Here is a 23717-nt window from a genome sequence, read left to right on the forward strand (position 1 = left end):
ACGCGCTAGAGCAATCCGAGCAACCTGAAGCTTGCCACGCCGCTGCGCGTGACGACCAGGTGATCGAGCAACGCGACATCGAGCGCCGCCAGCGCGCGATCGAGCGTGCGCGTCGCGGCGACGTCGGCATCGCTTGGCCGCAGATCGCCGCTCGGATGGTTGTGCGCCATCACCAGCGCCGCAGCATCGAATGCGATCGCATCGGCGGCGACCTGGCGGATCGGCAGCCGCACCGACATCGCGTCGCGCGCCGTCGAATGGCGCATCGCGAGCAGCCGGCGCTCGTGATCGAGATAGGCGAACACCGCGACCTCGTTCGACACAGCGGCAATCGCCGCGAACATCCGGTGCGCGGCGGCGACATCGTCGATACGGGGGGCAAGCCGCAGCATGGGCGATCATCCCACCCCTGCCGCGCGGCGCGAAACCGAACCGGCTCCGGAACGGATGGTTCGTCGATGCCTGGTGGTCGATGCTTGGCGCTCGATGCCGCCTCGGCTAGGCAAGGCGCATGCGGCAATATCTAGACCTGATGCAACGCGCGCTCGATCACGGCGTCGTCACGATGGACCGGACCGGGGTCGGCACGCGCAGCGTGTTCGGCCACCAGATGCGCTTCGACCTGGCGCAGGGTTTCCCGGTGCTGACCACCAAGAAGCTCCATCTTCGATCGATCATCGTCGAATTGCTGTGGTTCCTGCGCGGCGACACCAATATCGGCTGGCTGCGCGATCGCCAGGTCCGCATCTGGGACGAATGGGCCGACGAGAATGGCGATCTCGGCCCGGTCTATGGCAAGCAGTGGCGCGATTGGGCGACCGCCGAGGGCGGGCATGTTGACCAGATCGCCGAGCTGATCGCGACGATCCGCGGCAATCCCGCCTCGCGCCGGCAGATCGTCACCGCGTGGAACCCCGGCGAGCTGCACGCGATGGCGCTGTCGCCCTGTCACTGCCTGTTCCAGACGCATGTCGCCAATGGCCGGCTGTCGCTCCAACTGTACCAACGCTCGGCCGACATCTTCCTCGGCGTGCCGTTCAATATCGCGAGCTATGCGCTGCTCACGCACATGCTCGCGCAGATCTGCGACCTCGAGGTCGGCGAGTTCATCTGGACCGGCGGCGATTGCCATTTGTACGAGAATCACCTCGACCAGGCGCGCGAGCAGCTGTCGCGTACGCCGGGCGCGCTGCCGACGCTGACGATCCTGCGCCGCCCGCCGTCGATCGACGCCTATGAATATGAGGATTTCGTGCTGAACGACTATGTCGCGCAGCCGCATATCAAGGCGGCGGTGGCGGTTTGACCCGCACAATCGCCTTCTACCTCGCGCGCGCCGACAATGGCGTGATCGGCTGCGACGGCGCGCTGCCCTGGCGGCTGCCCGCCGATCTGAAGCGCTTCAAGGCGATGACGATGGGCAAGCCGATGCTGATGGGGCGCAAGACCTTCGAGAGCTTCCCCAGCCTGCTTCCCGGTCGCCGGCATATCGTGCTGACGCGCGATACCGGCTGGACTGCGGCGGGGGCCGAGGTCGCGCATTCGGTCGACGACGCGCTGGCGCTGGCGGGCGATGCGCCCGAACTCGCAGTGATCGGCGGCGCGCAAATCTACGCGCTGCTGCTGCCGCACGCGACGCGGATCGAAGTGACCGAAGTGCATCTCAACCCCGAGGGCGACGCGGTGGTCCCGGCGTTCGACCCAGCCGACTGGGCCGAAGCCGAGCGCGAAGCACATCCCGCCGCTGGCGAGCGCCCCGCGTTCGATTTCGTCACGCTCAACCGCCGCACCGCGCCCTAAGCAGGGCATTTGCAAGCGGCGCGCCCGCCCCTATAGCCGCGCCATGCAGCGGCTCGACGGCGGCGCGACGGTTCCCGCCCCCTTGCGCGGCGCGATCGTGGCGCTGGGTAATTTCGACGGTTTCCACCTCGGGCACCAGGCAGTGGTGGGCCGCGCGATCGCGCGCGCGCGCGCCGAGGGGCGCCCCGCGATCGTCGCCACCTTCGATCCGCATCCGGCGCGCCATTTCCGCCCCGAAACCCCGCCCTTCCGCCTGACGACGCTCGACCAGCGCGAGCGGCTGTTTGGCCAGGCGGGGGCCGATGCGATGCTGGTGTTCGGCTTCGATGCCGAGCTCGCGGGGCTGCCCGCGCGTGCCTTCGCGCAACAGCGGCTGGTCGATCGGATCGGCGCGGGCGGGGTGGTGACCGGCGCCGACTTCACCTTCGGCAAGGGCCGCGACGGCGATGTCGCGACGCTGGCGACGCTCGGCGCCGAGCTGGGGTACAGCGTCGACACCGTGGCGCCGGTGCTGTGCGATGGCGCCGTGGTCTCGTCGAGCAGCATCCGCGAGCATCTGCGCGCCGGCGATCCGCAAGCCGCCGCCGCGCTGCTGACGCGGCCGTTCGCGATCGAGGGCGTGGTCGAGCATGGCGCGAAGCTCGGGCGACAGTTGGGCTATCCCACCGCCAACCTGTCGATGGGCCAGTATCTGCGCCCGCGCTACGGCATCTATGCGGTGCGCGGGCGGTTGGCCGATGGGCGGGTGCTGCAGGGTGCGGCGAATCTGGGGATACGCCCGACGATCGAGGGCGCGCCGGTCGAACTGCTCGAACCGTATTTCTTCGATTTCGACGGCGATCTGTACGGGCAGGTGATCGAGGTGGCGCTGATCGCGTTCCTGCGGCCCGAAGGCAAGTTCGACGGGCTCGAAGCGCTGAAGGTCCAGATGGCCGCCGATTGCGAGCGGGCTAGAGCGATATTGGCGACGTAACTCCCCTCCCTGGAAGGGAGGGGTTGGGGGTGGGTCGAGTGCTCGCGATACCGCACCACCTGCGCTCCGGGCGCCGTATGCGCCGAGCCTCCACCCACCCCCAGCCCCTCCCTTGCAGGGAGGGGGGCTAAGGCCGTAAAGCCCGCCCACCCATGACCGACACCCCTCCTCCACCGCGCGACTGGCGCGATACCGTCTTCCTGCCGAAGACCGACTTTCCGATGAAGGCCGGCCTTGCCGCCAAGGAACCCGCGATCCTCGATCGCTGGGCGAGCATCGGCGTATACGACCGCCTGCGCGAGCAGCGCGCCGGGCGCGAGCGTTTCATCCTTCACGACGGCCCGCCCTATGCCAATGGCGACATCCATATGGGCCATGCGATGAACAAGGTGCTCAAGGACATCGTCGTGCGCAGCCAGAGCCTGATGGGCAAGGACGCGCCCTATGTGCCCGGCTGGGACTGTCACGGGCTGCCGATCGAATGGAAGATCGAGGAAGCCTATCGCGCCAAGAAGAAGTCGAAGGACGAGGTGCCCGCGACCGAATTCCGCCAGGAATGCCGCGACTATGCCGCGAAATGGGTCGACGTGCAGGCGGCGCAGTTCGCGCGGCTGGGCGTGATGGGTGATTGGGCCAACCCGTATCTGACGATGAACTTCGCCTCCGAGGCGGTGATCGCCGGGGAGCTGCTGAAGTTCGCGATGTCGGGCCAGCTCTATCGCGGGGCCAAGCCGGTGATGTGGTCGCCGGTCGAAAAGACCGCGCTGGCCGAGGCCGAGGTCGAATATGAGGACGTGGTGTCGACGCAGATCGACGTCGCGTTCGAGATCGTCGATGCGCCGAACGCGCCCGAACTGGTGGGCGCGCATGCAGTGATCTGGACGACGACGCCGTGGACGATCCCCGTCAACCAGGCTTTGGCCTATGGGGAGGAGATCGAGTATGTCGTTCTGGCGGAGGGCGATCGAAGGGTCCTTCTTGCCGAGGCGTTGGTCGATAGCTTTTACGGCCGCGCTTTCTCCAATCGTCATCCCGGCGAAGGCCGGGATCCACTTACGCCGCTGGGCGAAGGTGGCGCGCTGGACCCCGGCCTTCGCCGGGGTGACGGCGGGGATGCGGCGGGGCGCGGGGCCATCCTTTGGCGTGGTACCGGTGCGCAACTCGCCGGCGCCATTGCGCGCCACCCGATGCACGCCCTCGGCGGCTTCTTCGCCAAGCCGCGCCCGTTCCTGGCGGGTGATTTCGTCACCGCCGATGCGGGCACCGGGCTCGTCCATATGGCCCCCGATCACGGCGAGGATGATTTCGCACTGTGCAAAGCCAACGGCCTCGAACCGGTGTTCGCGGTCGACGATGCCGGGATGTACCGCGCCGATTGGGCGTGGCTCGGCGGCCAGGGATCGGTGATCAACAAGAAGTTCGTGGCCAGCGATGGCCCGATCTGCAGCGACTTGCGCGCGGCAGGCGCGTTGCTCGCGGCGTCGGACGATTTCGCGCACAGCTATCCGCATAGCTGGCGGTCGAAGGCGAAGGTAATTTTCCGCTGCACGCCGCAATGGTTCATTCCGATGGACAGGGCGACCAACGCCACCGGCGTCACCCCAGCGCAGGCTGGGGTCTCTGGCGAGGGCGCGGGACAGGAGCCGCACGAGACCCCAGCCTTCGCTGGGGTGACGGATGTTGCAACCAGAGCGGAAGCAGGCGGCAACGCCCCCACCCTTCGCGCCCTCGCGCTCGACGCGATCGAGCGCACCCATTGGGTGCCCGCACGATCGCAGAACCGGATCCGCGCGATGGTCGAGGGGCGGCCCGATTGGGTCATCAGCCGCCAGCGCGCCTGGGGGGTGCCGATCCCGGTCTATCTGAACCGCAAGACCGGCGATTATCTGCGCGACGAAGCGGTGAACGAACGCATCCTCGCCGCCTTCCGTGAAGGCGGGGCCGATGCGTGGTTCGCCGCCGATCATCAGGCGCTGCTTGGGGCAGAGCATGACCTTGCCGACTATGCCGTCGTCACCGACATTCTTGACGTGTGGTTCGATTCGGGCAGCACGCATGTGTTCACCGTCGAGGCGCGCTATGGCGAAGGCGTTCGCGCCAACCTGTATCTCGAAGGATCGGATCAGCATCGCGGCTGGTTCCAGTCGTCACTGCTCGAAAGCTGCGGCACGCGCGGGCGTGCGCCCTATGACGCGGTGCTGACCCACGGCTTCGCGCTCGACGGCAATGGCCGCAAAATGTCGAAGTCGCTGGGCAATGTCGTCGATCCGCTCAAGGTGATCGGTGAATCAGGTGCCGACATCCTGCGGCTATGGGTGGCGCAAACCGATTATTTCGAGGATGTCCGCATCGGCAAGGAAGTGCTGTCGGGCACCGGCGATACCTATCGCAAGCTGCGCAACACCTTCCGCTATCTGCTCGGCGCACTCGAAGGCTTTGACGAGCGCGAGCGAGTCGCGGTCGCCGACATGCCAGAGCTTGAGCGCTATGTGCTGGGCAAGCTCGGCAAGCTCGACGCCGAACTGCGCGCCGCCGCCGAAGCGTTTGAATTCAATCGCTACACCCGCGCGCTGTCCGATTTCGCCAATGACGATCTGTCGGCGTTCTTTTTCGATATCCGCAAGGACAGCCTGTATTGCGACGCCGCCGACAGCATCAAGCGGCGGTCGTACCGCACGATGCTAGACGTGCTGTTCCACGCGATGGTGCGCTATGCCGCGCCGATCCTGTGCTTCACTGCTGAGGAAGTGTGGCAGGCGCGCTTCCCCAGCGAAGACGGATCGGTGCATTTCCTCGAATGGCCCGAATTACCCGCAATCCCCGCCGACCTGAAGCTCGGCACCGATTGGGACGGCGTGCGCGCGCTTCGCGAACAGGTGACCGAGGCGATCGAGCCGCTGCGCCGCGAAAAGACGGTGCGGTCGAGCCTTGAGGCTGAAGTCACCCTGCCCGATCTGCCGCTGTCGCCCGATGCGCTGGCCGAGATCTTTATCTCGGGCCAGGTGCACCCCGGCGAGTCGCTGGCGATCACCCGCACCGAAAAGCACAAGTGCGGCCGCTGCTGGCGGCACCTGCCCGAAGTGGTGGACGAGGTTGCAGGCGGAAGCGGCTTGTGCGACCGCTGTGCCGAGGTGGTGCAGCATGCGTGACGGGCGTAATTTCGGCTTTGTGGTGGCGGCGGCGATCTTCCTGATCGATCAGCTGTCCAAATGGCTCGTCACCGACGTGCTGGGCATTTCCTATATGGGCGCGCGGCTCGAATTGCTGTCGTTCTTCGACCTGCGCTTCGTGCCCAATGTCGGCGTCTCGCTGGGGCTGTTGCCCGCCGAAAGCCCGATGATGCGCTGGGCCTTGGTGGCGCTCACCGGCGGAATCGCGGTCGCGGTCGGTATGTGGCTGGCGCGCGAGCCCAACCGCAACGACCGGCTGGCGCTGGCGCTGGTGCTCGGCGGTGCGCTCGGCAACATCCTCGATCGGATCCGCTTTGGCTATGTCGTCGATTTCGCCGATCTGCACTTCGGCGAGTGGCGGCCGTTCCTGGTCTTCAACGTTGCCGACGCCGCGATTAGCATCGGCGTCGTGATTCTGCTGCTGCGTGCGCTGTTCGTACGCGACAAGCCTGCTATCGAGCCGTCAAACGGGGCCGACAAGCCTGCTCCTGTGGAGAAAATGAATGCGTAACCTGCTCGTCTTCGGTGCCCTGGGCACCGCCTTGTTGCTGGCCGGTTGCGGCAAGAGCGGCCTCGATCGCGAACGCCCCGACGAATTCGCGGTCGCGCGCCAGGCGCCGCTGGTGATCCCGCCCGATTTCTCGCTGGTCCCGCCGCAGCCCGGCGCACCGCGTCCGCAGGATACCGGTGCGGCCAACCAGGGGCTCGAGGCGCTGTTCGGCGGCCCGGCTGCCCGCAGCACCAGCGAATCGATGACGCTGCGCGAGGCGGGTGCCGCGACCTCGGCTCCAGGCGTTCGTTCGGAAGCCGGCGACCCCGCCACCAGCGTGATCGACAAGGGTTCGACCACGCGCGACATCGTCGCGGCGCCGCAGGGCGACGGCCAGGACGCGCGCGCGGTGACCGGCGCAGCGGCACCCGCCGCCGATGCGGCAACGGTACCGGTCGGCCCAAACCCCGCCGCCACCCCGCCGCCGACCGCTACGCCGACGCCGCAATAAGGCCGAACCTGGCCTGAAGCCGATACGTGCAGCCCGATGCGTTCTTGCGAACGCGTCGGGCTTTGCTTTTGGGCAGCCATGTTTTCGCCATCACCGCATGATGCTATGCTCCCGATATCCATCGGGGGATGCCGATCATGCTGGTGCTGCTCTTGTCGCTACTTCAGGCGGGCGCCGATCCGCAGCAATTGCTGGCGGCGCATGCCAAGCTGACCCAGGCCGAGATCCCCTGCCGCGCGACCGCCGACGATCGCGAGATCGTGGTATGCGCCGCGCGCGATGCCGATCGCTACCGCGTGCCGTATATCACGCCACGGCGGGCGATCCCAAGATCGTCGATGTCCCCGGCGAACGATCGCGGCTGATCGCGCAGACCAATAATTGCCAGGAACTGCGCAACAACATGACCGGGTGCGGGATGGCGGGGGTATCGATGACCGCGGGCAACGGGCGCGGCGTCGGGGTGGAGAAGCCGAGGCCGCTGGCGCCTTGAACACGGCGGTCAGCCCTTAGCCGTTCGTTTCGAGCGAAGTCGAGAAACGAGACCAGGCGCTGCGCGGCGGTTTCTCGACTACGCTCGAAACGAACGGTTTTTCGTAAGCCTCAGCAACCGAGGCGTCACTGCAGGATATGCATCCACATCGGCTGGCCGATCAGGCTCGACGACCCGCGTAGTTTCTCGAGCGCCTGCGCGACGCAGCGTTCGGGGCCTTCGTGGGTGACAATCGCGACCAGCACGCTGCCATCGGCCATCGCGCCGCGCTGCATCAGGCTTTCGATCGAAACCCCCGCGTCGCGCATCGCCGCGGCGATCTCGGCGAGCACGCCCACCTTGTCGGCGACGGTGAAGCGCAGATACGCGCGGCCGCGGCGTTCGCCGGTGTCGGCGGCGCCCTGGTCGGCGAGCGACTGCGCGGGCATCGCATAGGGCGGGCCGAACTCGCTGCGCGCGATGTCGATCAGGTCGGCGACCACCGCGCTCGCGGTCGGGCCATCGCCCGCACCCGCCCCCTGGAAGAATAGCCGGCCGACGAAATTGCCCTCGGCGACCACTGCATTGGTCGCGCCGGTGACGTGCGCAAGCGGGTGATCGAGCGGGACGAGGTGCGGGTGGACACGCTGGAACAGGCCGTGGCTGTCCGACTCGGCGATGCCGACCAGCCGCACGCGATAGCCGAGCGCCGCCGCCTCGGCGATGTCGGCGGCGATGACGTGGCGGATGCCCGATACCGCGACATCCTCGAACGCCGGCTGGGTGCCGAAGGCCAGGCTGGCCAGGATCGAGAGCTTATGCGCGGCGTCGATGCCGTCGATGTCGAAGCTCGGATCGCTCTCTGCGAACCCCTTGGCCTGCGCTTCGGCGAGGACTTCGGCGAAGTCGCGCTGTTCGGCTTCCATCCGCGACAGGATGAAATTGCAGGTGCCGTTGAGGATGCCATAGACGCGCGCGATCTCGTTCGCCGCGGCGCCTTCGCGCAGCCCCTTGATGACCGGGATGCCGCCAGCGACTGCGGCTTCGAACTTCAGCGCCACCCCCGCGGCTTCGGCGGCGTGCGCCAGCTCGAGGCCATGATAGGCGATCATCGCCTTGTTCGCGGTGACGAAGCTCTTGCCCGCCTTCAGCGTCGAGCGCGCGAGCGCCAGCGCGGGGCCGTCGCTGCCGCCGACCAGCTCGACCACGACATCGGCGGTGGGGTGGTTGGCGAGCGCGGTCGAATCATCGACCCATTCGAAGCGCGAAATATCGACGCCGCGATCCTTGGCGCGATCGCGCGCCGATACCGCGACGATCTCGATCCGGCGACCGGCACGCCGCGCGATCAGGTCGCCATTGGCGTCGATGAGGCGAATGACGCCCGCGCCTACGGTGCCAAGGCCTGCGATCGCAACGCGGAGCGGTTCGGTCATACGACAATCCCTACCAGATTCGTCACCCCGGACTTGATCCGGGGTCCATGCGGGCAACGTGCCGCGCACGCGTCGCTGATGGCGGCGCATGGATGCCGGATCAAGTCCGGCATGACGAAGGCGGCGTTACGCCTTGATCAGCCCGATCTCGACCAGCCGCTGGTGGAGATAGTCGTGCGCGGTGATTGCCTCGGGATAGCGGTTGGGGCGCGCTTCGCTGATGCAGCCCGGCAGCGTCTGGATCGGGAAATCGGGCGCGGGGTGGAGGAAGAAGGGCATTGAATAGCGCGAATTGCCGCGGCGCTCGGGCGGCGGGTTGACGACGCGGTGGGTGGTCGAGGGCAGGACGTGGTTGGTCAGCCGCTGGAGCATGTCGCCGACATTGACCACCATCGCCCCTGCGGGCGGCTTCACCGCCAGCCAATTGCCGTCGCGGTCGAGCAGTTCGAGCCCGGCTTCCTCGGCGCCCAGCAGCAGCGTGATGAGGTTGATGTCCTCATGCGCGCCGGCGCGCACGCCCGGCGCATCGGGCGATACCGGCGGATAATGCAGCAGGCGGAGCACCGAATTGCCGTCCTCGACCGCGGGCACGAACCATTCGGGGGTCAGGTCGAGATAGCGCGCGATCGCCGACAGCAGCTTCTCGCCCGCCGCGTCGAAGGCGGCGAAGAGTTCGAGGAAGGTTTCGCGGAAACCCGCGGGCGCTTCGGGCCAGACATTGGCGCTCATCATCGCGGCGAAGCGGTGCCCGGGGGGGAGTTCGCGGCCGATGTGCCAGAATTCCTTGAGGTCGTTCTCGCTCGCATCCTTGGCGATCTCGATGCCGAACGGGGTATAGCCGCGCGCGCCGCCGCCGCCGGGGACATGGCCGCGGCGCTTGGTGGCTTCGTCCTGCGCGAACAATTCGCGCGTCGCAGCCCAGCACCGCTCGATCAGCGCCTCGTCGATGCCGTGGTCGCGGACGATCGCGAAGCCATAGCGTTCGAACGAGCCGCCGAAGCTTTGCGCGAAAGCTTCGGGATCGGCCGCCTGGTCGGCGAGCGAGACGACCTGGACGGCGCCTAGCGGGGAATCGAGCATCGGGAACACGCCTTGTTGAGCTGGTAAGGGGACAAAGTCAGCATGACATAGGCGTTGTCGCGGGGCCGGGCCAGTAGCCGAATGCAACGCTATTTTTGTTGCGATGCAACATTCGATGCGCTTCGTGCATTCTACGCAACCGCGCGCGGGGTGACGCGCGCATCTTCATCGTCCAAGGGACCAGCATGCACCAGCCGAATCCACCAGCGTCGCTCGACCGCGCACCGATTCCGTTCGGCGAATTCGTGGCGATGGCGGCTGCGCTGATGGCGCTGACCGCGCTCGGCATCGATTCGATGCTCCCCGCGCTCCCCTCGATCGGCGAATCGTTGGGGGTGACCAGCCCCAATGATCGCCAGTTTGTCATCACCTCGTTCCTGATCGGCTTTGCGGTGGCGCAGCTGGCGCACGGGCCGCTCGCCGATCGCTTCGGGCGCCGCCCGGTGCTCGGCGTCGCGCTGCTGGTCGCGGTGGTGACCAATTTGCTCGCGGCGATCGCGGGCAGCTACGAACTGCTGCTCGCCGCGCGCTTTGCCTCGGGCATGGCGGTGGCAGGCGCGCGCGTGGTGACCGTCGCAATGGTGCGCGACTGTTTCGCCGGGCGCGCGATGGCGCGGGTGATGAGCCTGGTGTTCGTCGTGTTCATGGCGGCACCGGTGCTCGCCCCCGCCTTCGGCCAGATCGTGCTGCTGTTCGCGCCGTGGCGCTGGATCTTCGTCGGCATCGCCACCGTCGCCGCGGCGATCCTGGCCTGGTATTGGCTGCGGATGCCCGAAACGCTCGCGGTCGAGGATCGCAGCCCGCTCAATCCGCGGCAGCTGTGGTCGGGGTACAAGATCGTCGGCGGCGATCGCTATGCGGTGGGCTATACGATTGCGGCGGCGCTGCTGCAGGGCGGGTTGTTCGGCTTCATCAATTCGGTGCAGCAGATCATGGCCGACATCTTCGGCCGCCCCGAATTGCTGACGATCGTCTTCGCCGCGGTCGCGAGCACGATGGCAATCGCCAATTTCATGAATTCGCGCGTGGTGATGCGCTTCGGCACGCGGGTGCTGTCGCATTCGGCGTTGCTCGGGCTGATCGCGATCGCGGGAATCCACCTGGCAGTGGCGTGGGCAGGGTATGAAAGCCTGATCGTCTTTGCGGTGCTGCAAGCGCTGTTGATGGGCTGTTTCGGGCTGGCGGCGTCGAACTTCTCGGCGATGGCGATGGAGAATATGGGGCGGATCGCCGGGCTGGCGTCGAGCCTGCAGGGGTTCGTGTCGACGTTGGTCGGCGCGGTGATCGGCGCGTTCATCGGCCAGGCATTCGATGGCACCACCGTGCCGCTATACGGCGGCTTTTTCGTCTGCGGGATTGCGGCGCTGGGCGTCGTCTTCCTGGCCGAGCGCGGGCGGCTGTTCCACGCGCGCTGACCCGCGCCGCGATCGACGGAACGCGTGCGCGACCTATCCGTTCGCGCTAGCATGGACCGGGGCAATCGCGCCCCGCCCCGACGAAGAGGTGCAGCATGGGTGGCCGCCAGATTCCAGAACAAGGTCCCAACGACGACGGGTATGACGAGGAAGGCTATGACGAGAGCCAGCGCGCCGAGATCCTGGAGGTCACGCGCGACGGCCCGAGCGACGGCAATCTGCTGACCGACATCGCCCCCGATCTCGGCGATTTGGACGACGAAGACGAGCTTTCGATGACCACCGACGAGGTCGGCGAGGAAGACGAGGACGTCGAGACCGACGAGGACGACCAGGACGAGGACGAGCTCCAGGAAGATTTCGACGAAGACGAACTCGGCGAAGACGATGATCTGGCCGATGCCGACAAGGATGCGCTCGAACCCTGATCGGGCCGCCTGCCGTTGACGGTGCCCGGGGAGCTTGCGACACTCGCTCCCCGGCCCTCGCGGAGTGGATGATGCGCACGATCCTGTACCTGCCGCTGGTGCTGCTCGCGGCCTGCGGCGGCGAACCGCTCCCCGAAAACACGGTGGCGAGCAACGCCGCCGAACCGGCGCTGCCCGACATGCCCCCCGACCCGCCGATGCCTGGCCCCCAGCCCGAGGCCGACATTCCCGGTATCTCCGCCGAACCCCATGCCCAGCCGGTCACCCCGGCACAGACGATGGCCGAGGAACCCGGCCCCGCGGTCGCCGCGGCGGTGACCCAGCGCTATTTCGACCGGATCGCGGCGGGCAAGGCCGACGCCGCGTGGGAATTATGGGACGATGACGGCCGCGCCTCGGGCATGACCCGGCGCGCCTTTGCCGACAGCTTCAAACGCTATGCAACCTATCGCGCGACGGTGGGGACACCGGGGCCGATGGAGGCGGGCGCCGGCCAGCGCCACGTCACCATTCCGGTCGAGATCAGCGGCACGCTGCGCGACGATACGCCCTTCGCGATGGCGGGAACGGTAACGCTGCACCGAACCGGCGTGATCGACGGCGCGACCGCGGCGCAGCGCCAATGGCGGATCAGCAGCGCCGACCTCACCCCGCGTCCCGTCGCGGTGCCGCCCCCTACCGCCACCGCGCGCTACGCCTGCGCCGACGGCGCGCAGATCGACGCGACGTTCGACAATGTCGCGGGTACGGCCTCGCTGCGTCACGGCGAACAAACGCTGGGGACGCTGCGCCAGCAACCCGCCGGGTCGGGCATCCGCTACGCCGGCGACGGGATCGAATTGCGCGGCAAGGGCGACGACGCGACGATCACCCTGCCCGGCCAGCCGCCGCTGACCTGCACCGCGTCGCGATGACGAACTTCACCCAAACGATCACCGCCGGCCCCGACGACATCGACGAGCTGGGCCATGTCAACAATGCAGTGTGGGTGCGCTGGATCCAGGACGTCGCGGTGGCGCACTGGGCTGCGGTGGCGTCGCCCGAGCATGTCGCCGCCTATATCTGGGTCGTGATCCGCCACGAGATCGATTATCGCGGCAATGTCGCGCCGGGTGAGACAGTGACCGCCGAAACCTGGGTCGCCGAGCCGCCGCGCGGCGCGCGCTTCGATCGCTATATGCGCTTCCTGAGCAGCGACGGACGGGTGAAGGTCGAGGCCAAGACGACGTGGGCACTGCTCGACCGCGCGAGCGGCAGGCTGCTGCGCGTACCGTCCGAAGTGGCGGCGCCGTTCCTGGAGGGAAGCAGCTTAGCCTGATCGCGCGCGTTCAGCCCGCCAGCACCAACCGGTTCCGCCCCGTTCGCTTGGCGTGATACAAGGCACCATCGGCGGCGCGCATCGCCGCCTCGCGCCCCTGGTCGGCGGAGATTCCCGCTACCCCGGCGCTCACCGTCGCGCGGATCATCACCCCCCCATCGTCGTGGATCACCGTACTCGCAAACGCCTCGCGCAGCCGATCGCATACCAGCATTGCCTGCGCCGACGACGTGTCGGGAAGCAATATCGCGAATTCCTCGCCCCCCAGCCGCGCGACCAGGTCGTTCGACCGGGTCGCGTCGATCGCGATCGCGGCGAAGCGCCGCAGCATCCGATCGCCGGCGTCGTGGCCGAACCCATCGTTAATCGCCTTGAAATTATCGATATCGAAGATCGCGACACAGCCTGCGGCGGGCGGGTCGAGCAGCGCCGTGGCGGCGAAGGCATCGACCGCTTCGTTGAAGACGCGGCGGTTGCTGAGCCCGGTCAACGGATCGGTCGATGCCGCCAGCGTCAATTCGGCCTCGGCGAGCTTGCGCTTCGAAATGTCGCGGATCGCGCAGACCATGTCGAACCCCTGGCGCGTCTCGACGGTGCGGAAGCGCGATTCGAGCCACACCCCCTGCGGGTCGACCGCGAGCAAGCCGCGATATTCGATCATATGCGTGACGCCGGGCTGTTCGATCGCGGCGCGATAGGCCTCGCGCATCCGCGCCTGGTCTTCGGGCGCGATCAAGTCGACCACGTTGGTACCGGTCAGCGTCTCGGCGGTATAGCCGCCACCGAACAAGGCGACCGAGGGCGAAATATAATTGATGGTGCCCGCCGAATCCATCGTCAGCACCACGTCGGTCGCGTTCTCTGACACCAGGCGGTAACGCGCCTCGCTGATCGCCAGCCGATCGAGGATTTCCTTGCGGCGGCGCAGATCGGCGGCGGCGGGCAACACTGTCAGCACGACGACCGCCAGGTAGAATTGCAGGAACTGGACGCGGAACGCCGCCGACGCGTCGATCAGCGAGATCGGCCCTTCGCCGCGCAGCGTCATCACGGTGGCGATCAACACCACGATGGCGATCGAGATCGCCGCGCCGATCCGCCCCACGCGAAAGGTCGCCATCATCACCGGCAGGATCGGCAGGAACAGCAGCGGCAGCACGTGCTGCGCGAAGACCAGGATCGCCACCGCGCTCACCATGACGCCCAGGAACGCCGCCTCGATCCGTTCGGCACGGTCGGTTTCGCGCAGCCAGGCCGCGGCATCGCCGCGCAGCAGCAGCAGCATGATCGGGGTAAGCGTGATCGCGCCCAGCGTATGCCCCGCCGCCCAGTTGAACCAATTGTCCCAATAGGGCGTCGTGGTAGCCCAGGCGGCCACCCCGGCGCCGGGGAACGCGCTGATGATCGATACGCCGGCCGATGCGGCGATCAGCGTGCCGACCTGGCCGAACGAGGCGAGGGTCGCCGCGCCTTCGGTGTCGCGGGCGCGCAGGTACCAGCCGAACAGCGCCGATTCGAGTGCGCACATGATGCCCATCGGCACCGCCGCGACCGGCCCCACCCCCACGATCGCGGTAACGACCGAATTCGCCAAAGCGGCCGCCAGCATCGCGACCGGCCAGCGACGCAGCGGCAGGCTGGCAAGATACGGACCGAGCACCGCAGTCGCCAGCCACAGGCATGCGACTCCGCCGCCGAATCGGGTGAAGGCGATGGGACCGACGGTGGCCAGCAAGAAACCCAAGCCGACCAATATCGTAGCGGTTCGATCGGGTGCTTTGAATCGAGGACGCTGCGAAACCATTGCTTGCGTCTAGCCCAACGAAGTTAAGGCGGGTTTATCGATATTTGGCGGCGCTCAGTCCGACAGCGTACCCAGCGCCTGTTGCCACGCTGCGCGTTCGTCGTCGCGGCGGTGGCGGAGCGTGACCGGGCCCGCCGTGGCGTTGGCGAGATCGACGTCGACGCTGGCGTCATACTCGAAACTGGCATTGCCCGCGATCGCGATCCGCGCGTCCTGGCTGGCGCTCGCCACCACGCGCCCGCCGCGGTTGCGCACGGTGACCGGCGCGCCGAAGCCGATGCGGCCGGTGAGGCCGGCGGCGAACACCGATGCCCCCATCGCGCTGCCGCAGCTGTCGGTGAGGCCGACGCCGCGCTCATAGGTGCGCACGAAGAGCTCGCCATCGTCGACCGTGACGAAGCTGACGTTCGCGCGGCCGGGGATCAGCGGCGGCGCGGCTTCGCACCAGTCGCCCAGGGCCACCAGTTCGGCTTCGTCGAGCGTGTCGACGAAGGTCACAAGATGCGGGTTGGGCATCGCGACCGCGGTGAAGCGCCGCTCGCTCGGCAGGCCGGGGATCGGCGAATCGATCAGTTCGGGGGCGTCGATGCGCAGCCCGACATCGGCGGTGCGCGTCGATACCGGGCCGACATCGGTGCGGATCGTGACGACGCCGGGGGCGAGCGGATCGGCGATCGCGGCTTGCGCGACGCTGGTGGGCAACGACACGCGCGCTTCGGCCAGTCCGGTTGCCTCGAAGCCCAGGCGCGCGACACAGCGAAGCCCGTTGAGGCAGGTTTCGGATTCGCTGCCGTCGGGGTTCCACATCCGCTGCCCGAACGCGGCATCGCCATTGCCCGCGACCAGCACCAGCAGCCCGTCGCCGCCCACCGGCCCGGCGCGATCGGCGAGCGCGATCGCGATCGCCGACCAGGTCGCGTCGTCGAGCGCCAGTGCGCGGCCGTCGATCAGCGGGAAGTCGTTGCCCGAACCCTGGCATTTGATGAAATCGATCTGCATGCGCGGCACATAGGACGGCGCGCGCGGGTTGGCGAGATTTGTCGGCACGCAGGCGCGCAGCTAGGGTCGCGCGACGATGCCGCCGCTCCCGCGCCGGCCGTGGCAGCGGGCGCGTGATGGACGGCATCTTTCTGATCGTGCTGCTGATCCTGGGCGGGCTGTTGTTCGACGCGCGCCGGCGGATCGCCGCGCTCGAGCGCGCGCTGGGGAGCGGCGAGGTTTCCGCGCCGGTCGTCGATCGAGCGTTGCGATCGCCGCCTGCGGCGCCACGATCGATGCCGAAAGTACCGCGCCCGCGGATCGCCATCCCCGATGTCGAGACGCTGATCGGCGGCAAATTGCCGGTGTGGATCGGCGGCATCGCGCTGGTGCTCGCCGGCTTCTTCCTGGTGCGCGCGGCAATCGACACCGGGCTACTCGGGCCGGGAGTGCGCGCGGCGCTTGCGGCGGTGTTCGCGGTGGTGCTGGTCGCGGCGAGCGAGGCGGCGCGCCGGTTCGGCCCGACGCGCGACGATCCACGGATCTCGCAGGTGCTGAGCGGTGCGGGGATCGCGAGCGCTTACGGCACCCTGTACCTGGCGGCTGCATCCTACCAGCTGATCGATCCGCTGCCCGCGTTCGGGGTGATGGTGGCGATCACCGGCATCGCGCTCGCGCTGGCGGTGCGTCATGGGCCGCCGACCGCGGTGATGGCGCTGGCGGGCGGATTCGCCGCGCCGCTGGTCGCGGGATACGACGCTGCGGGGCTCGGCGCGCTGCTGGTCTATCTGGGGCTGTTCGTCGGCGCGCTGTTCGGCCTCGGCATCAATCGCGGTTGGACGTGGCTGACCATCGCGGCGGCGCTCGCAGGCTTCGGCTGGGCGAATTTCCTGGGGCTGGCGCTGGGCGACGGCGATGTCGCGGCGGTGGGGCTGTTCGTGGTGGTGCTAGCGATCGCGACGACGCTGGCATTGCCGCCAGGTGCGCGCGCCTGGCTTCGCGTCGCGCCGCTGGCCGCCGGGCTGCTGCAATTGCTGGTGTTCGCGCCGACGCTCGACTTCGGTCCGTTCGCATGGGGGTGCCATCTGGTACTCGCCGGCGCGGCGTTGATCCTCGCGTGGCGCGACGAACGGTTGCTGCCAGCGCCCGCGGTGGCGGCGGTGCTGACCTTGGTGCTGCTGGGAATGGGGGCGGACCGCGTCGCGGGACTGGCGGCGATCGTGGCGACCGCGATGTTCGCAGGCGCGGGGCTGGCGCGCTCGCGGCGCCATGCGATGTGGGCGATGACCGCGCTGCTCGGGCTGCTCGGGCCGGTGCTGGTGCTGCACGCCGCGACGCCGGCGCTGCTGCCGAGCGCGCTATGGGCGCTGATCGAACTGGCCGCGGCGGGGGCGGCGGGATGGCTGAGCTGGCGGCATCGCGATCGCACGAGCGGACGCGATGTCGGGCTGGTCGGCGGCGCGCTCGGCACGGTGCTGGCGGGGGTGACGGGCATCGCCGCGCTCGCCGGAAGCGAGACGCTCGCCTTGCTCCTCGCCGCGGCGATGGCGGGGCTGTATTTCTGGACGCGGAAAACCCGCGCCGACGCGCTGGCGATCACCCCCGCCCTCCCCTTCGCCGCCGCGATCGCCGCGGCGGTGGTGCCGATCGGCCAGCTGCTGATCGCGGCGGTGAGCAGCATCGGCGGCGATACGCTGCCCTATCGCGAGCTGCCCGCGATCGGCGTGCTGCTCCGCGACCTGATGCCAGCAATGCTGGTGGCCGCCGCGCTGCTGGTCGACCCCGCCGCACTCGCACGCGCGCGCCGGCCGATGGCGGGGCTGGCGGCGGCGGGGATCGTTGCGATCCTCTACACGCTCGCCAAGCAGCCGCTGGCGATCGCGACCGAGCCCGCGTTCGTCGGCTGGGGCTTTACCGAGCGCGCGCTCATCACCCAGGCGATGCTGGTGACAGGCTGGCTGATCGCACGCACCCGCCGCGCGCCGCGGCTGGGCGATGCGTTGTTGCTGCTCGCGCTGTTCCGGATCGCGTGGTTCGACCTGATCCTACTCAACCCGGTGGTCGTCCGCCAAGCGGTCGGCGCCGCCGCCGTGCTGCACGCCGCGCTTGCAGCCGGCTTGCTATGGACCTGGCCGGCGCAGCGCCCCGCGATCCGCATCGCCGCGCTGGCGATGACGTTGGTCGCCGCGCTCGCGGTGGTACGGCAAGCAGCGCATGGCAGCCTGCTCACCGGCCCGGTCGGCACGCCCGAAAATTGGGGCTATTCGGCGGCGATGCTGCTGGTGTCGATCGCGTGGCTGTGGCGCGGGATCACCGGCGGCGCGCGCGACCAGCGCTTTGCCGGGCTGGGCTTGGTGCTGATCGTCTCGCTCAAGGTGTTCACGATCGACATCGCGCTCGAGGGGCTGCTGCGCGTCGTGTCGTTCCTGGGGATCGGGGTGACGCTGATCGCGATCGGCTGGGTCTACACCCGCTTCCTCGCGCGCGCCGCGCCGGTCACCCCAAATGATACTGCGCCGCCAGCCGATCCAGCGCCAGCGTAAGCACCAGCCGCCCCGCGCGCGCGGGCCAGCCGAGCGCCTTTTCGGCATCGGGCAGCCGTTCGCCCGCGCACACCACGCGCCACAGGATGTCGCTCAGGCCTGGCCCCGCCGCCGCGACCGCTGCATCGAAGCGGCGCTTGGCGGCGATCTGCGCCAGCGTCGGGTCGATCGAATCGGGTGCCCCGCGCCGCCCGCTGCCGATCGGCGACGCCTCCCAGCGCATCGTGACGCACGGGGCGAGCGAAGCGGTTTCATAATCGGCGCGTAGCCGCTCGCCCGCTGCATATTGCCGCGCATCGATCAGATCGCGTGCGCGCAGCCAAGACAAGGGCGATTCGGCAAGGTTGACCTGTACCGAACGCCCCGCGGTGCGGGGGCGCTTGCCCGTGGGTGATCCATTCTCCAGCCCCTGTTCGATCAGTTCGCGCATATGTTTCTCCCTGTACCAGCGTCGGCAAGGCTTGCCACAACGTCACGCTTGTAGGACAGGGTAGAAACCCAAATGGTTCGCTGAAGGAGCTGCCGATGATCACTGCGATCCGCGAGGTTCGCCGCGCCAAGCAGATGACGCTCGACGACGTCGCGCGGCGCTGCCAGCCGCCGACCACCGCGCAGACGATCGGCCGGCTCGAAACGGGCACGCGGACGGTGTCGGTGGTGTGGCTCAACCGGATCGCCGCCGCGCTGGGGGTCGAGGCGTCGGATCTGGTGACTCTGCCCGATCGTCCCGACATCGCGGTCGCCGCGGTGCTCGATGCGGGCGGCGCGCACGCCCCAGGCCGCCCCGCAACGGTGGTGCCGCCGCGCGCTGAAGCCGATCTGGTCGCGGTCACCGTCGCCGCGAGCATCGGCGATTATCGTACGGGCGACGTCGTCTGGTGCCGCCGCCTCGCCCCCGAGGCATTTGGGCGCGGGGTGAACCGCGACGTGCTGGTACCGCGCCCCGCCGGGCGTTTCGTGTTCGGCCGGCTGATCGACCGCGACGGCGGCAAGCTGCATTTGCTGCCGCTCGGGGCGAACAGCCGCCAGCAGGTGGTCACCGACCCGCCCTGGATGGCGGTGGCGGTGCAGCTGGTGCGGACACTCTAGCCGCGAAACATCCCACCCAGCACGCCGCGCAGGATCTTCGCGCCGAGCCCGCCCGCCCCGCGCTTCGATCCGAAGACCGCCTTGGTCACTTCGCTCGCGACGGTCCGCCCGACGGTCGAGGAAGCCGAGCGCGTCGCCGAGGTGACCGCGCGGTTCCAGGGCGACGCCGCCTCGGCGCGCGCCCGTTCGCGCGCGGCGCGGTCGGCTTCGCGCTGGGCGGCGAGCCGGTCGCGTTCGGCTTGCTTGGCAGCGCGCGCCTGCTCCTTGGCTGCATGCGCGTCGGCCTTCGCATCGGCGGCATCGGCCTGTGCTTCGGCAGCCGCGGCCTCGGCCTCGGCGCGCTTGGTGCCGAGCAGTTCATGCGCCGAGTCGCGATCGATCGGCGTGTCGTAGCGGTCGCCGATCGCGTCGGTCGCGATCAGCACCCCGCGCTCGACCGGGGTGACCGGCCCCACCCGCGAACGCGGCGGGCGCACCAGCGTGCGCTCGACCGGGGCGGGGGCGCCATCGGCCTGGAGCATCGACACCAGCGCCTCGCCGACCTTCAATTCGGTGATCGCGGTTTCGACATCGATCGCGGGGTTGCTGCGGAAGGTTTCGGCCGCCGCGCGAACGCCGCGCTGGTCGCGCGGGGTGAAGGCGCGCAGCGCATGTTGCACGCGGTTGCCTAGCTGCCCCGCGACTCCCTCGGGAATGTCGATCGGGTTCTGCGTCACGAAATAGACGCCGACGCCCTTCGACCGGATCAGCCGGACGACCTGTTCGACCTTCTCGAGCAGCGCCGCGGGGGCCTCGTCGAACAGCAGATGCGCCTCGTCGAAGAAGAAGACCAGCTTGGGCTGGTCGGGGTCGCCGACCTCGGGCAGCGTTTCGAACAGTTCGGAAAGCAGCCACAGCAGGAAGGTGGCGTAGAGCCGCGGCGAGGCCATCAGCTTGTCGGCGGCGAGGATGTTGACGATCCCGCGCCCCTGATCGTCGACGCCCATGAAATCGGCGATGTCGAGCGCCGGCTCGCCAAAGAACTGCTCGGCCCCCTGCCCGCGCAGCTGGAGCAGCTGGCGCTGGATCGCGCCGACGCTCGCCTTGCTGACATTGCCATAGGTCGTCGAGATAGCCGCGGCGCGATCGGCGATGTCGGCGAGCATCGCCTGGAGATCGTCGAGGTCGAGCAGCAACAGCCCCTCCTCGTCGGCTAGGTGGAAGGCGATCGCGAGCACGCCCTCCTGCGTCTCGTTCAGCCCCATCAGCCGCGCGAGCAGCAGCGGCCCCATTTCGGAAATCGTCGCGCGGACGGGATGGCCCTGTTCACCGAACAGGTCCCAGAACTGCACCGGGGTTTCGGCATAGGCCCATTCGGTGTCGCCGATCTCGGCGGCGCGCGCGGCGAAGGGGGCGTGGGTCTTGGCGAGCGGCGATCCCGCCATCGCCAGCCCGGACAGGTCGCCCTTCACGTCGGAGACGAAGACGGGGACGCCCGCGGCGGAGAAACCCTCGGCCAGCCCCTGCAGCGTCACGGTCTTGCCGGTGCCGGTGGCGCCGGCGATCAGTCCGTGGCGGTTGGCGCGCTTGAGCACCAGCGATTGCCGCTGCCCGCCGCCGGTGCCGATAAAGAGTTCCGCCATCTGCCTGCTCCCGATTGTCGAGGAGCAGGCATAGGCGAGTGGGCGGCCCGCGTCAGCAGCCCGGCGGTCGGTGAAACGCGATCAGTCGATATCGATCGCGATATAGGTGCCGACCGGCGCGCGGGGCACCATGACGTAGAGCAGCACCGATGGGCGGTTGGCACGGCGTGCCGCGGCGATCTGCGCCGCAAAGTCGGCCGCCGTCGTTACCGGGGTGCGGTTGACCGACATGATCACCACGCCGCGGCGAAGCCCCTTGGTCGCGGCATCGCTGTTGGGGTCGGTCGCCGCGACGACGACGCCGCGGGTCGAGGCTTCGAAGCCGAGCGTGCGCGCGATCACCGGGGTGAGCGGCTGCACCGTTACGCCCGCGGGGGCATTTTCCTGCGGCTTGATCATCGCATCGGGACCGGCCTGGCCCTCTTCGTCCATCTGGAAGCCGCCCGCGAGATCCTCGTCGCTCGGCCGCGTGCCGACGGTGACGGTCAGCGTCTGGCGACGTCCGTCGCGCAGCACTTCAACCGGAATGCGCGTACCCGGGGGGGTGTTCGAGACGATGAAGCTGAGGTTGTTCTGCGGCGTCACTTCCTGGTTGTTGACGCGCGTCACGACGTCGCCCTGGCGGATGCCAGCGGCGGCGGCGGGCTGGCCGGGTTCGACCGAGCGGATCAGCTCGCCCTTGTTGCGATCGACGCCCAGCGCAGCGGCCAGATCCTCGTCGATCGCCTGCAGGCCGACGCCGAGATAGCCGCGCGTCGGGGTCTTGCCCTTCATCAGCGTGTCGACGATCGGCTTGGCCTGTTCGGCGGGAATCGCCAGGCCAATGCCGACATTGCCGCCGGTGGGCGACAATATCTGCGAGTTGATGCCGATGACGTTGCCCTGCATGTCGAACATCGGACCGCCCGAATTGCCGCGGTTGATCGAGGCATCGGTCTGGATGAAGCGATCGAACGCCGCCTGCTGGCCGGGATTGCCCGTGACGCGGTTGACCGCCGAGATGATCCCCGCGGTCACCGATCCGCCGAGCCCGAACGGGTTGCCGATCGCGATCACCCAGTCGCCGACGCGCGCCTGCTGCGAATTGCCGAAGCGGACGAAGGGCAGGTTGCGCCCCTCGATCTTGAGCACCGCAAGGTCCGACGCGGCATCGCGGCCGACGACGCGGGCTTCATATTCCTTCTGGTCGGCGAGCGTCACGGTGACCGATTCGACCGTCGCGTTGGGCGCGCCGGGAGCGATCACATGGTTGTTGGTGACGACATAGCCGTCGGCCGAGATCAGGAACCCCGATCCGAGCGACGATCCCTCGCGCGGACGCCCGCCGCCGCCCTGCTGGTTATTGAAGAACTGCTCGAACGGCGTGCCGGCGAACGGATTCGGGGTGTTGGCGGCGGTGATCCGCTGCTTGGTCGAGATGTTGACGACAGCGGGCTGGAGCTTGGCGACCATGTCGGCAAAACTCATCGGCGCGCCCATGCGCGGCGCGCTGGCGTTGATCGCGCCGGGCTCGTTCTGCGCGGTCTGCGCCGAGGTAGCGCTGGGCTGGACTGCCAGGGTGACAGCGGTGCCGCCCAGCAACAGGGCGGAAGTGATGGCGTAGGCGTAACGCACTCGTCGTTTCCTCTCAAGATTCGGTGTGGCGCACAGATGCAACACCGATGCTGAACTGCGATTGAATATGAACGAACCGTCAGCGACGGTCGTCCGTTCCCCCTTGAGTTCTTAGTCTAGTTTCCCTGGCCCTGAAACTCGCGCAGATAGTCATTGGTTTGTGGCGACAAGATGATCGAGGTACCGCCGCGCTTCTCGTCGCCATCGGCGCCGAAGCTGTAGCGATAGGACTGCATCGCGCGATAGAAATCGTAGAATTGCGCGTCCTTGTTGAAGCTTTCGGCATAGACGCGGGCGGCCTGTGCATCGGCGTCGGCGCGGATGATCTGCGCCTGGCGCATCCCCTGCGCCTCGATCGTCAGTGCTTCCTGGCGGCGTGCGGTGCCCATCCGGCGCAGCGCCGATTCGAGCGGGGTGCCGGTGGGCAGATCGGCATGGCGGATGCGAACGTCGACGATCTCGACGCCGTACTGCCGCGCGACGCGGTCGAGCCCCGCCTGGATATTGTCCATCACCTGCCCGCGCTCGGGGCTCAGCAAGGCCGCGAACTCGCGCTTGCCGAGCTCGTTGCGCAGCGCCGAGCCGAGGATCGGGCGAAGCTGGTCGGCGACGCGTGCCTCCGATCCTGCCGTAACGACCATCTGCAGCGGATTGACGACGCGGAAGCGGGCAAAGGCGTCGACCTGCAACCGCAGCTGATCGGTCGAGAGCACCGGCTGGTTGTCGAGCTCGATGTCGAGCACCCGCTTGTCGACCCAAACGACGCGGTCGATGAACGGGATCTTGGCGATCAGCCCCGCGCCGGTGTTGCCGAACGCCTGGTTGGGACGCCAGGCGTTGACCGTGCCGATCGGCTGCTGGAAGCGCAGGATCACCGCCTGCTTGGTTTCGGGGACGACCACCAACGTGTTTGCCAACAGCACGACCAGCGCCAGCAACAGGATGCCGATCGCCATCGGATTGCGAAAAAGGCT

21 protein-coding genes and 1 pseudogene are annotated in these 23717 nt (G+C 68.4%); 13 read left to right on the top strand and 9 right to left on the bottom strand.

The features are described 5' to 3' along the window. Nucleotides 1-5: 5 nt before the first annotated feature. A complete protein-coding gene (locus tag OKW76_RS08220) occupies nt 6-392 on the bottom strand; it encodes a JAB domain-containing protein (RefSeq protein ID WP_265548446.1) in 387 nt (128 codons plus the stop codon). Between the two features lie 119 nt (nt 393-511). Here OKW76_RS08220 and OKW76_RS08225 point away from each other — a divergent pair, with 119 nt between their 5' ends. The 7 genes and pseudogenes from OKW76_RS08225 to OKW76_RS08255 all read left to right on the top strand — a co-directional run bounded on the left by OKW76_RS08225 (nt 512) and on the right by OKW76_RS08255 (nt 7309). Next, nucleotides 512-1306 carry a thymidylate synthase gene (locus tag OKW76_RS08225; RefSeq protein ID WP_265548447.1) on the top strand — a complete coding sequence of 265 codons (795 nt, stop codon included), beginning with the start codon at nt 512-514 and terminating at the stop codon, nt 1304-1306. Next, on the top strand, nt 1303-1800 hold the full coding sequence (locus tag OKW76_RS08230) for a dihydrofolate reductase (RefSeq protein ID WP_265548448.1): 498 nt from the start codon (nt 1303-1305) through the stop codon (nt 1798-1800). Before OKW76_RS08225 ends, OKW76_RS08230 begins: the two co-directional genes overlap by 4 nt. A 43-nt stretch (nt 1801-1843) precedes the next feature. Beyond that, complete coding sequence (locus OKW76_RS08235; RefSeq protein ID WP_265548449.1) at nt 1844-2773, top strand: bifunctional riboflavin kinase/FAD synthetase; 930 nt, start codon at nt 1844-1846, stop codon at nt 2771-2773. Between the two features lie 152 nt (nt 2774-2925). Continuing rightward, nucleotides 2926-5922: an isoleucine--tRNA ligase gene (locus tag OKW76_RS08240; RefSeq protein WP_265548450.1), complete on the top strand. Its 2997-nt coding sequence runs from the start codon at nt 2926-2928 to the stop codon at nt 5920-5922. Further along, nucleotides 5915-6454, top strand: a complete 540-nt coding sequence (gene lspA, locus OKW76_RS08245) for a signal peptidase II (RefSeq protein ID WP_265548451.1) — start codon at nt 5915-5917, stop codon at nt 6452-6454. The genes OKW76_RS08240 and lspA overlap by 8 nt, the downstream gene beginning before the upstream one ends. After that, nucleotides 6447-6848, top strand: a pseudogene (locus OKW76_RS08250) (DUF3035 domain-containing protein); the annotation flags it as partial. The gene lspA and the pseudogene OKW76_RS08250, both read left to right, overlap by 8 nt. 224 nt (nt 6849-7072) lie before the next feature. Next, a complete protein-coding gene (locus OKW76_RS08255; RefSeq protein WP_265548452.1) occupies nt 7073-7309 on the top strand; it encodes a hypothetical protein in 237 nt (78 codons plus the stop codon). Nucleotides 7310-7562: 253 nt separating this feature from the next. Here OKW76_RS08255 and OKW76_RS08260 read toward each other — a convergent pair whose 3' ends face one another. Then, on the bottom strand, nt 7563-8852 hold the full coding sequence (locus OKW76_RS08260) for a homoserine dehydrogenase (protein WP_265548453.1): 1290 nt from the start codon (nt 8850-8852) through the stop codon (nt 7563-7565). Nucleotides 8853-8978: 126 nt separating this feature from the next. Continuing rightward, nucleotides 8979-9932, bottom strand: coding sequence for an isopenicillin N synthase family dioxygenase (locus OKW76_RS08265; RefSeq protein ID WP_265548454.1), 954 nt, complete (start codon nt 9930-9932; stop codon nt 8979-8981). A 185-nt stretch (nt 9933-10117) separates the two neighbouring features. On the opposite strand from OKW76_RS08265, the gene OKW76_RS08270 reads away from it, so the two are divergent. From OKW76_RS08270 to OKW76_RS08285, 4 genes are all read left to right on the top strand, one after another. Beyond that, nucleotides 10118-11347, top strand: a complete 1230-nt coding sequence (locus OKW76_RS08270; protein WP_265548455.1) for a multidrug effflux MFS transporter — start codon at nt 10118-10120, stop codon at nt 11345-11347. Nucleotides 11348-11442: 95 nt separating this feature from the next. Then, on the top strand, nt 11443-11775 hold the full coding sequence (locus tag OKW76_RS08275) for a DNA primase (protein WP_265548456.1): 333 nt from the start codon (nt 11443-11445) through the stop codon (nt 11773-11775). A gap of 68 nt (nt 11776-11843) precedes the next feature. Then, nucleotides 11844-12689, top strand: coding sequence for an MliC family protein (locus OKW76_RS08280; protein ID WP_265548457.1), 846 nt, complete (start codon nt 11844-11846; stop codon nt 12687-12689). Further along, a complete protein-coding gene (locus tag OKW76_RS08285; RefSeq protein ID WP_265548458.1) occupies nt 12686-13093 on the top strand; it encodes an acyl-CoA thioesterase in 408 nt (135 codons plus the stop codon). The genes OKW76_RS08280 and OKW76_RS08285 overlap by 4 nt, the downstream gene beginning before the upstream one ends. A 10-nt stretch (nt 13094-13103) precedes the next feature. Here OKW76_RS08285 and OKW76_RS08290 read toward each other — a convergent pair whose 3' ends face one another. After that, nucleotides 13104-14837, bottom strand: a complete 1734-nt coding sequence (locus OKW76_RS08290) for a diguanylate cyclase (RefSeq protein ID WP_265548459.1) — start codon at nt 14835-14837, stop codon at nt 13104-13106. A gap of 114 nt (nt 14838-14951) precedes the next feature. Then, nucleotides 14952-15896: a diaminopimelate epimerase gene (gene dapF, locus OKW76_RS08295; RefSeq protein ID WP_265552848.1), complete on the bottom strand. Its 945-nt coding sequence runs from the start codon at nt 15894-15896 to the stop codon at nt 14952-14954. 116 nt (nt 15897-16012) lie between these two features. Between dapF and OKW76_RS08300 the strand changes: the two genes are divergently transcribed. After that, the gene (locus tag OKW76_RS08300; RefSeq protein ID WP_265548460.1) at nt 16013-18418 is read left to right on the top strand and encodes a DUF2339 domain-containing protein; all 2406 of its coding nucleotides are present in this window, start codon (nt 16013-16015) and stop codon (nt 18416-18418) included. On the opposite strand, the gene OKW76_RS08305 is transcribed toward OKW76_RS08300, so the two are convergent. Next, on the bottom strand, nt 18372-18848 hold the full coding sequence (locus OKW76_RS08305) for a DUF6456 domain-containing protein (RefSeq protein WP_265548461.1): 477 nt from the start codon (nt 18846-18848) through the stop codon (nt 18372-18374). The genes OKW76_RS08300 and OKW76_RS08305 overlap by 47 nt on opposite strands. Before the next feature lie 95 nt (nt 18849-18943). Here OKW76_RS08305 and OKW76_RS08310 point away from each other — a divergent pair, with 95 nt between their 5' ends. Then, entirely contained in the window at nt 18944-19507 is a 564-nt protein-coding gene (locus tag OKW76_RS08310) for a helix-turn-helix domain-containing protein (RefSeq protein WP_265548462.1), read from the top strand. Here the strand turns inward: OKW76_RS08310 and OKW76_RS08315 are convergent. The 3 genes from OKW76_RS08315 to hflC form a co-directional block, all read right to left on the bottom strand. Next, entirely contained in the window at nt 19504-21129 is a 1626-nt protein-coding gene (locus tag OKW76_RS08315; protein ID WP_265548463.1) for a helicase HerA-like domain-containing protein, read from the bottom strand. The two genes, OKW76_RS08310 and OKW76_RS08315, sit on opposite strands and share 4 nt — an antisense overlap. 81 nt (nt 21130-21210) lie before the next feature. Next, the gene (locus tag OKW76_RS08320) at nt 21211-22743 is read right to left on the bottom strand and encodes a Do family serine endopeptidase (RefSeq protein ID WP_265548464.1); all 1533 of its coding nucleotides are present in this window, start codon (nt 22741-22743) and stop codon (nt 21211-21213) included. Between the two features lie 116 nt (nt 22744-22859). Then, a complete protein-coding gene (gene hflC / locus OKW76_RS08325) occupies nt 22860-23699 on the bottom strand; it encodes a protease modulator HflC (protein ID WP_265552849.1) in 840 nt (279 codons plus the stop codon). Nucleotides 23700-23717 lie beyond the last annotated feature (18 nt).

The sequence above is a fragment of the Sphingomonas sp. S1-29 genome, from assembly GCF_026167545.1.
In the GTDB taxonomy this organism is placed as follows: domain Bacteria; phylum Pseudomonadota; class Alphaproteobacteria; order Sphingomonadales; family Sphingomonadaceae; genus Sphingomonas.

Excerpts from the sequence above, each read along its gene's own strand:
- OKW76_RS08310 (WP_265548462.1), top strand. The coding sequence starts at position 18,944 with ATGATCACTGCGATCCGCGAGGTTCGCCGCGCCAAGCAGATGACGCTC.
- OKW76_RS08225 (WP_265548447.1), top strand. The coding sequence starts at position 512 with ATGCGGCAATATCTAGACCTGATGCAACGCGCGCTCGATCACGGCGTC.
- OKW76_RS08255 (WP_265548452.1), top strand. The coding sequence starts at position 7,073 with ATGCCGATCATGCTGGTGCTGCTCTTGTCGCTACTTCAGGCGGGCGCC.
- OKW76_RS08280 (WP_265548457.1), top strand. The coding sequence starts at position 11,844 with ATGATGCGCACGATCCTGTACCTGCCGCTGGTGCTGCTCGCGGCCTGC.
- OKW76_RS08235 (WP_265548449.1), top strand. The coding sequence starts at position 1,844 with ATGCAGCGGCTCGACGGCGGCGCGACGGTTCCCGCCCCCTTGCGCGGC.
- dapF (WP_265552848.1), bottom strand. The coding sequence starts at position 15,896 with ATGCAGATCGATTTCATCAAATGCCAGGGTTCGGGCAACGACTTCCCG.
- lspA (WP_265548451.1), top strand. The coding sequence starts at position 5,915 with ATGCGTGACGGGCGTAATTTCGGCTTTGTGGTGGCGGCGGCGATCTTC.
- OKW76_RS08240 (WP_265548450.1), top strand. The coding sequence starts at position 2,926 with ATGACCGACACCCCTCCTCCACCGCGCGACTGGCGCGATACCGTCTTC.
- hflC (WP_265552849.1), bottom strand. The coding sequence starts at position 23,699 with ATGGCGATCGGCATCCTGTTGCTGGCGCTGGTCGTGCTGTTGGCAAAC.
- OKW76_RS08305 (WP_265548461.1), bottom strand. The coding sequence starts at position 18,848 with ATGCGCGAACTGATCGAACAGGGGCTGGAGAATGGATCACCCACGGGC.
- OKW76_RS08265 (WP_265548454.1), bottom strand. The coding sequence starts at position 9,932 with ATGCTCGATTCCCCGCTAGGCGCCGTCCAGGTCGTCTCGCTCGCCGAC.
- OKW76_RS08270 (WP_265548455.1), top strand. The coding sequence starts at position 10,118 with ATGCACCAGCCGAATCCACCAGCGTCGCTCGACCGCGCACCGATTCCG.
- OKW76_RS08300 (WP_265548460.1), top strand. The coding sequence starts at position 16,013 with ATGGACGGCATCTTTCTGATCGTGCTGCTGATCCTGGGCGGGCTGTTG.
- OKW76_RS08260 (WP_265548453.1), bottom strand. The coding sequence starts at position 8,852 with ATGACCGAACCGCTCCGCGTTGCGATCGCAGGCCTTGGCACCGTAGGC.
- OKW76_RS08315 (WP_265548463.1), bottom strand. The coding sequence starts at position 21,129 with ATGGCGGAACTCTTTATCGGCACCGGCGGCGGGCAGCGGCAATCGCTG.
- OKW76_RS08220 (WP_265548446.1), bottom strand. The coding sequence starts at position 392 with ATGCTGCGGCTTGCCCCCCGTATCGACGATGTCGCCGCCGCGCACCGG.
- OKW76_RS08275 (WP_265548456.1), top strand. The coding sequence starts at position 11,443 with ATGGGTGGCCGCCAGATTCCAGAACAAGGTCCCAACGACGACGGGTAT.
- OKW76_RS08285 (WP_265548458.1), top strand. The coding sequence starts at position 12,686 with ATGACGAACTTCACCCAAACGATCACCGCCGGCCCCGACGACATCGAC.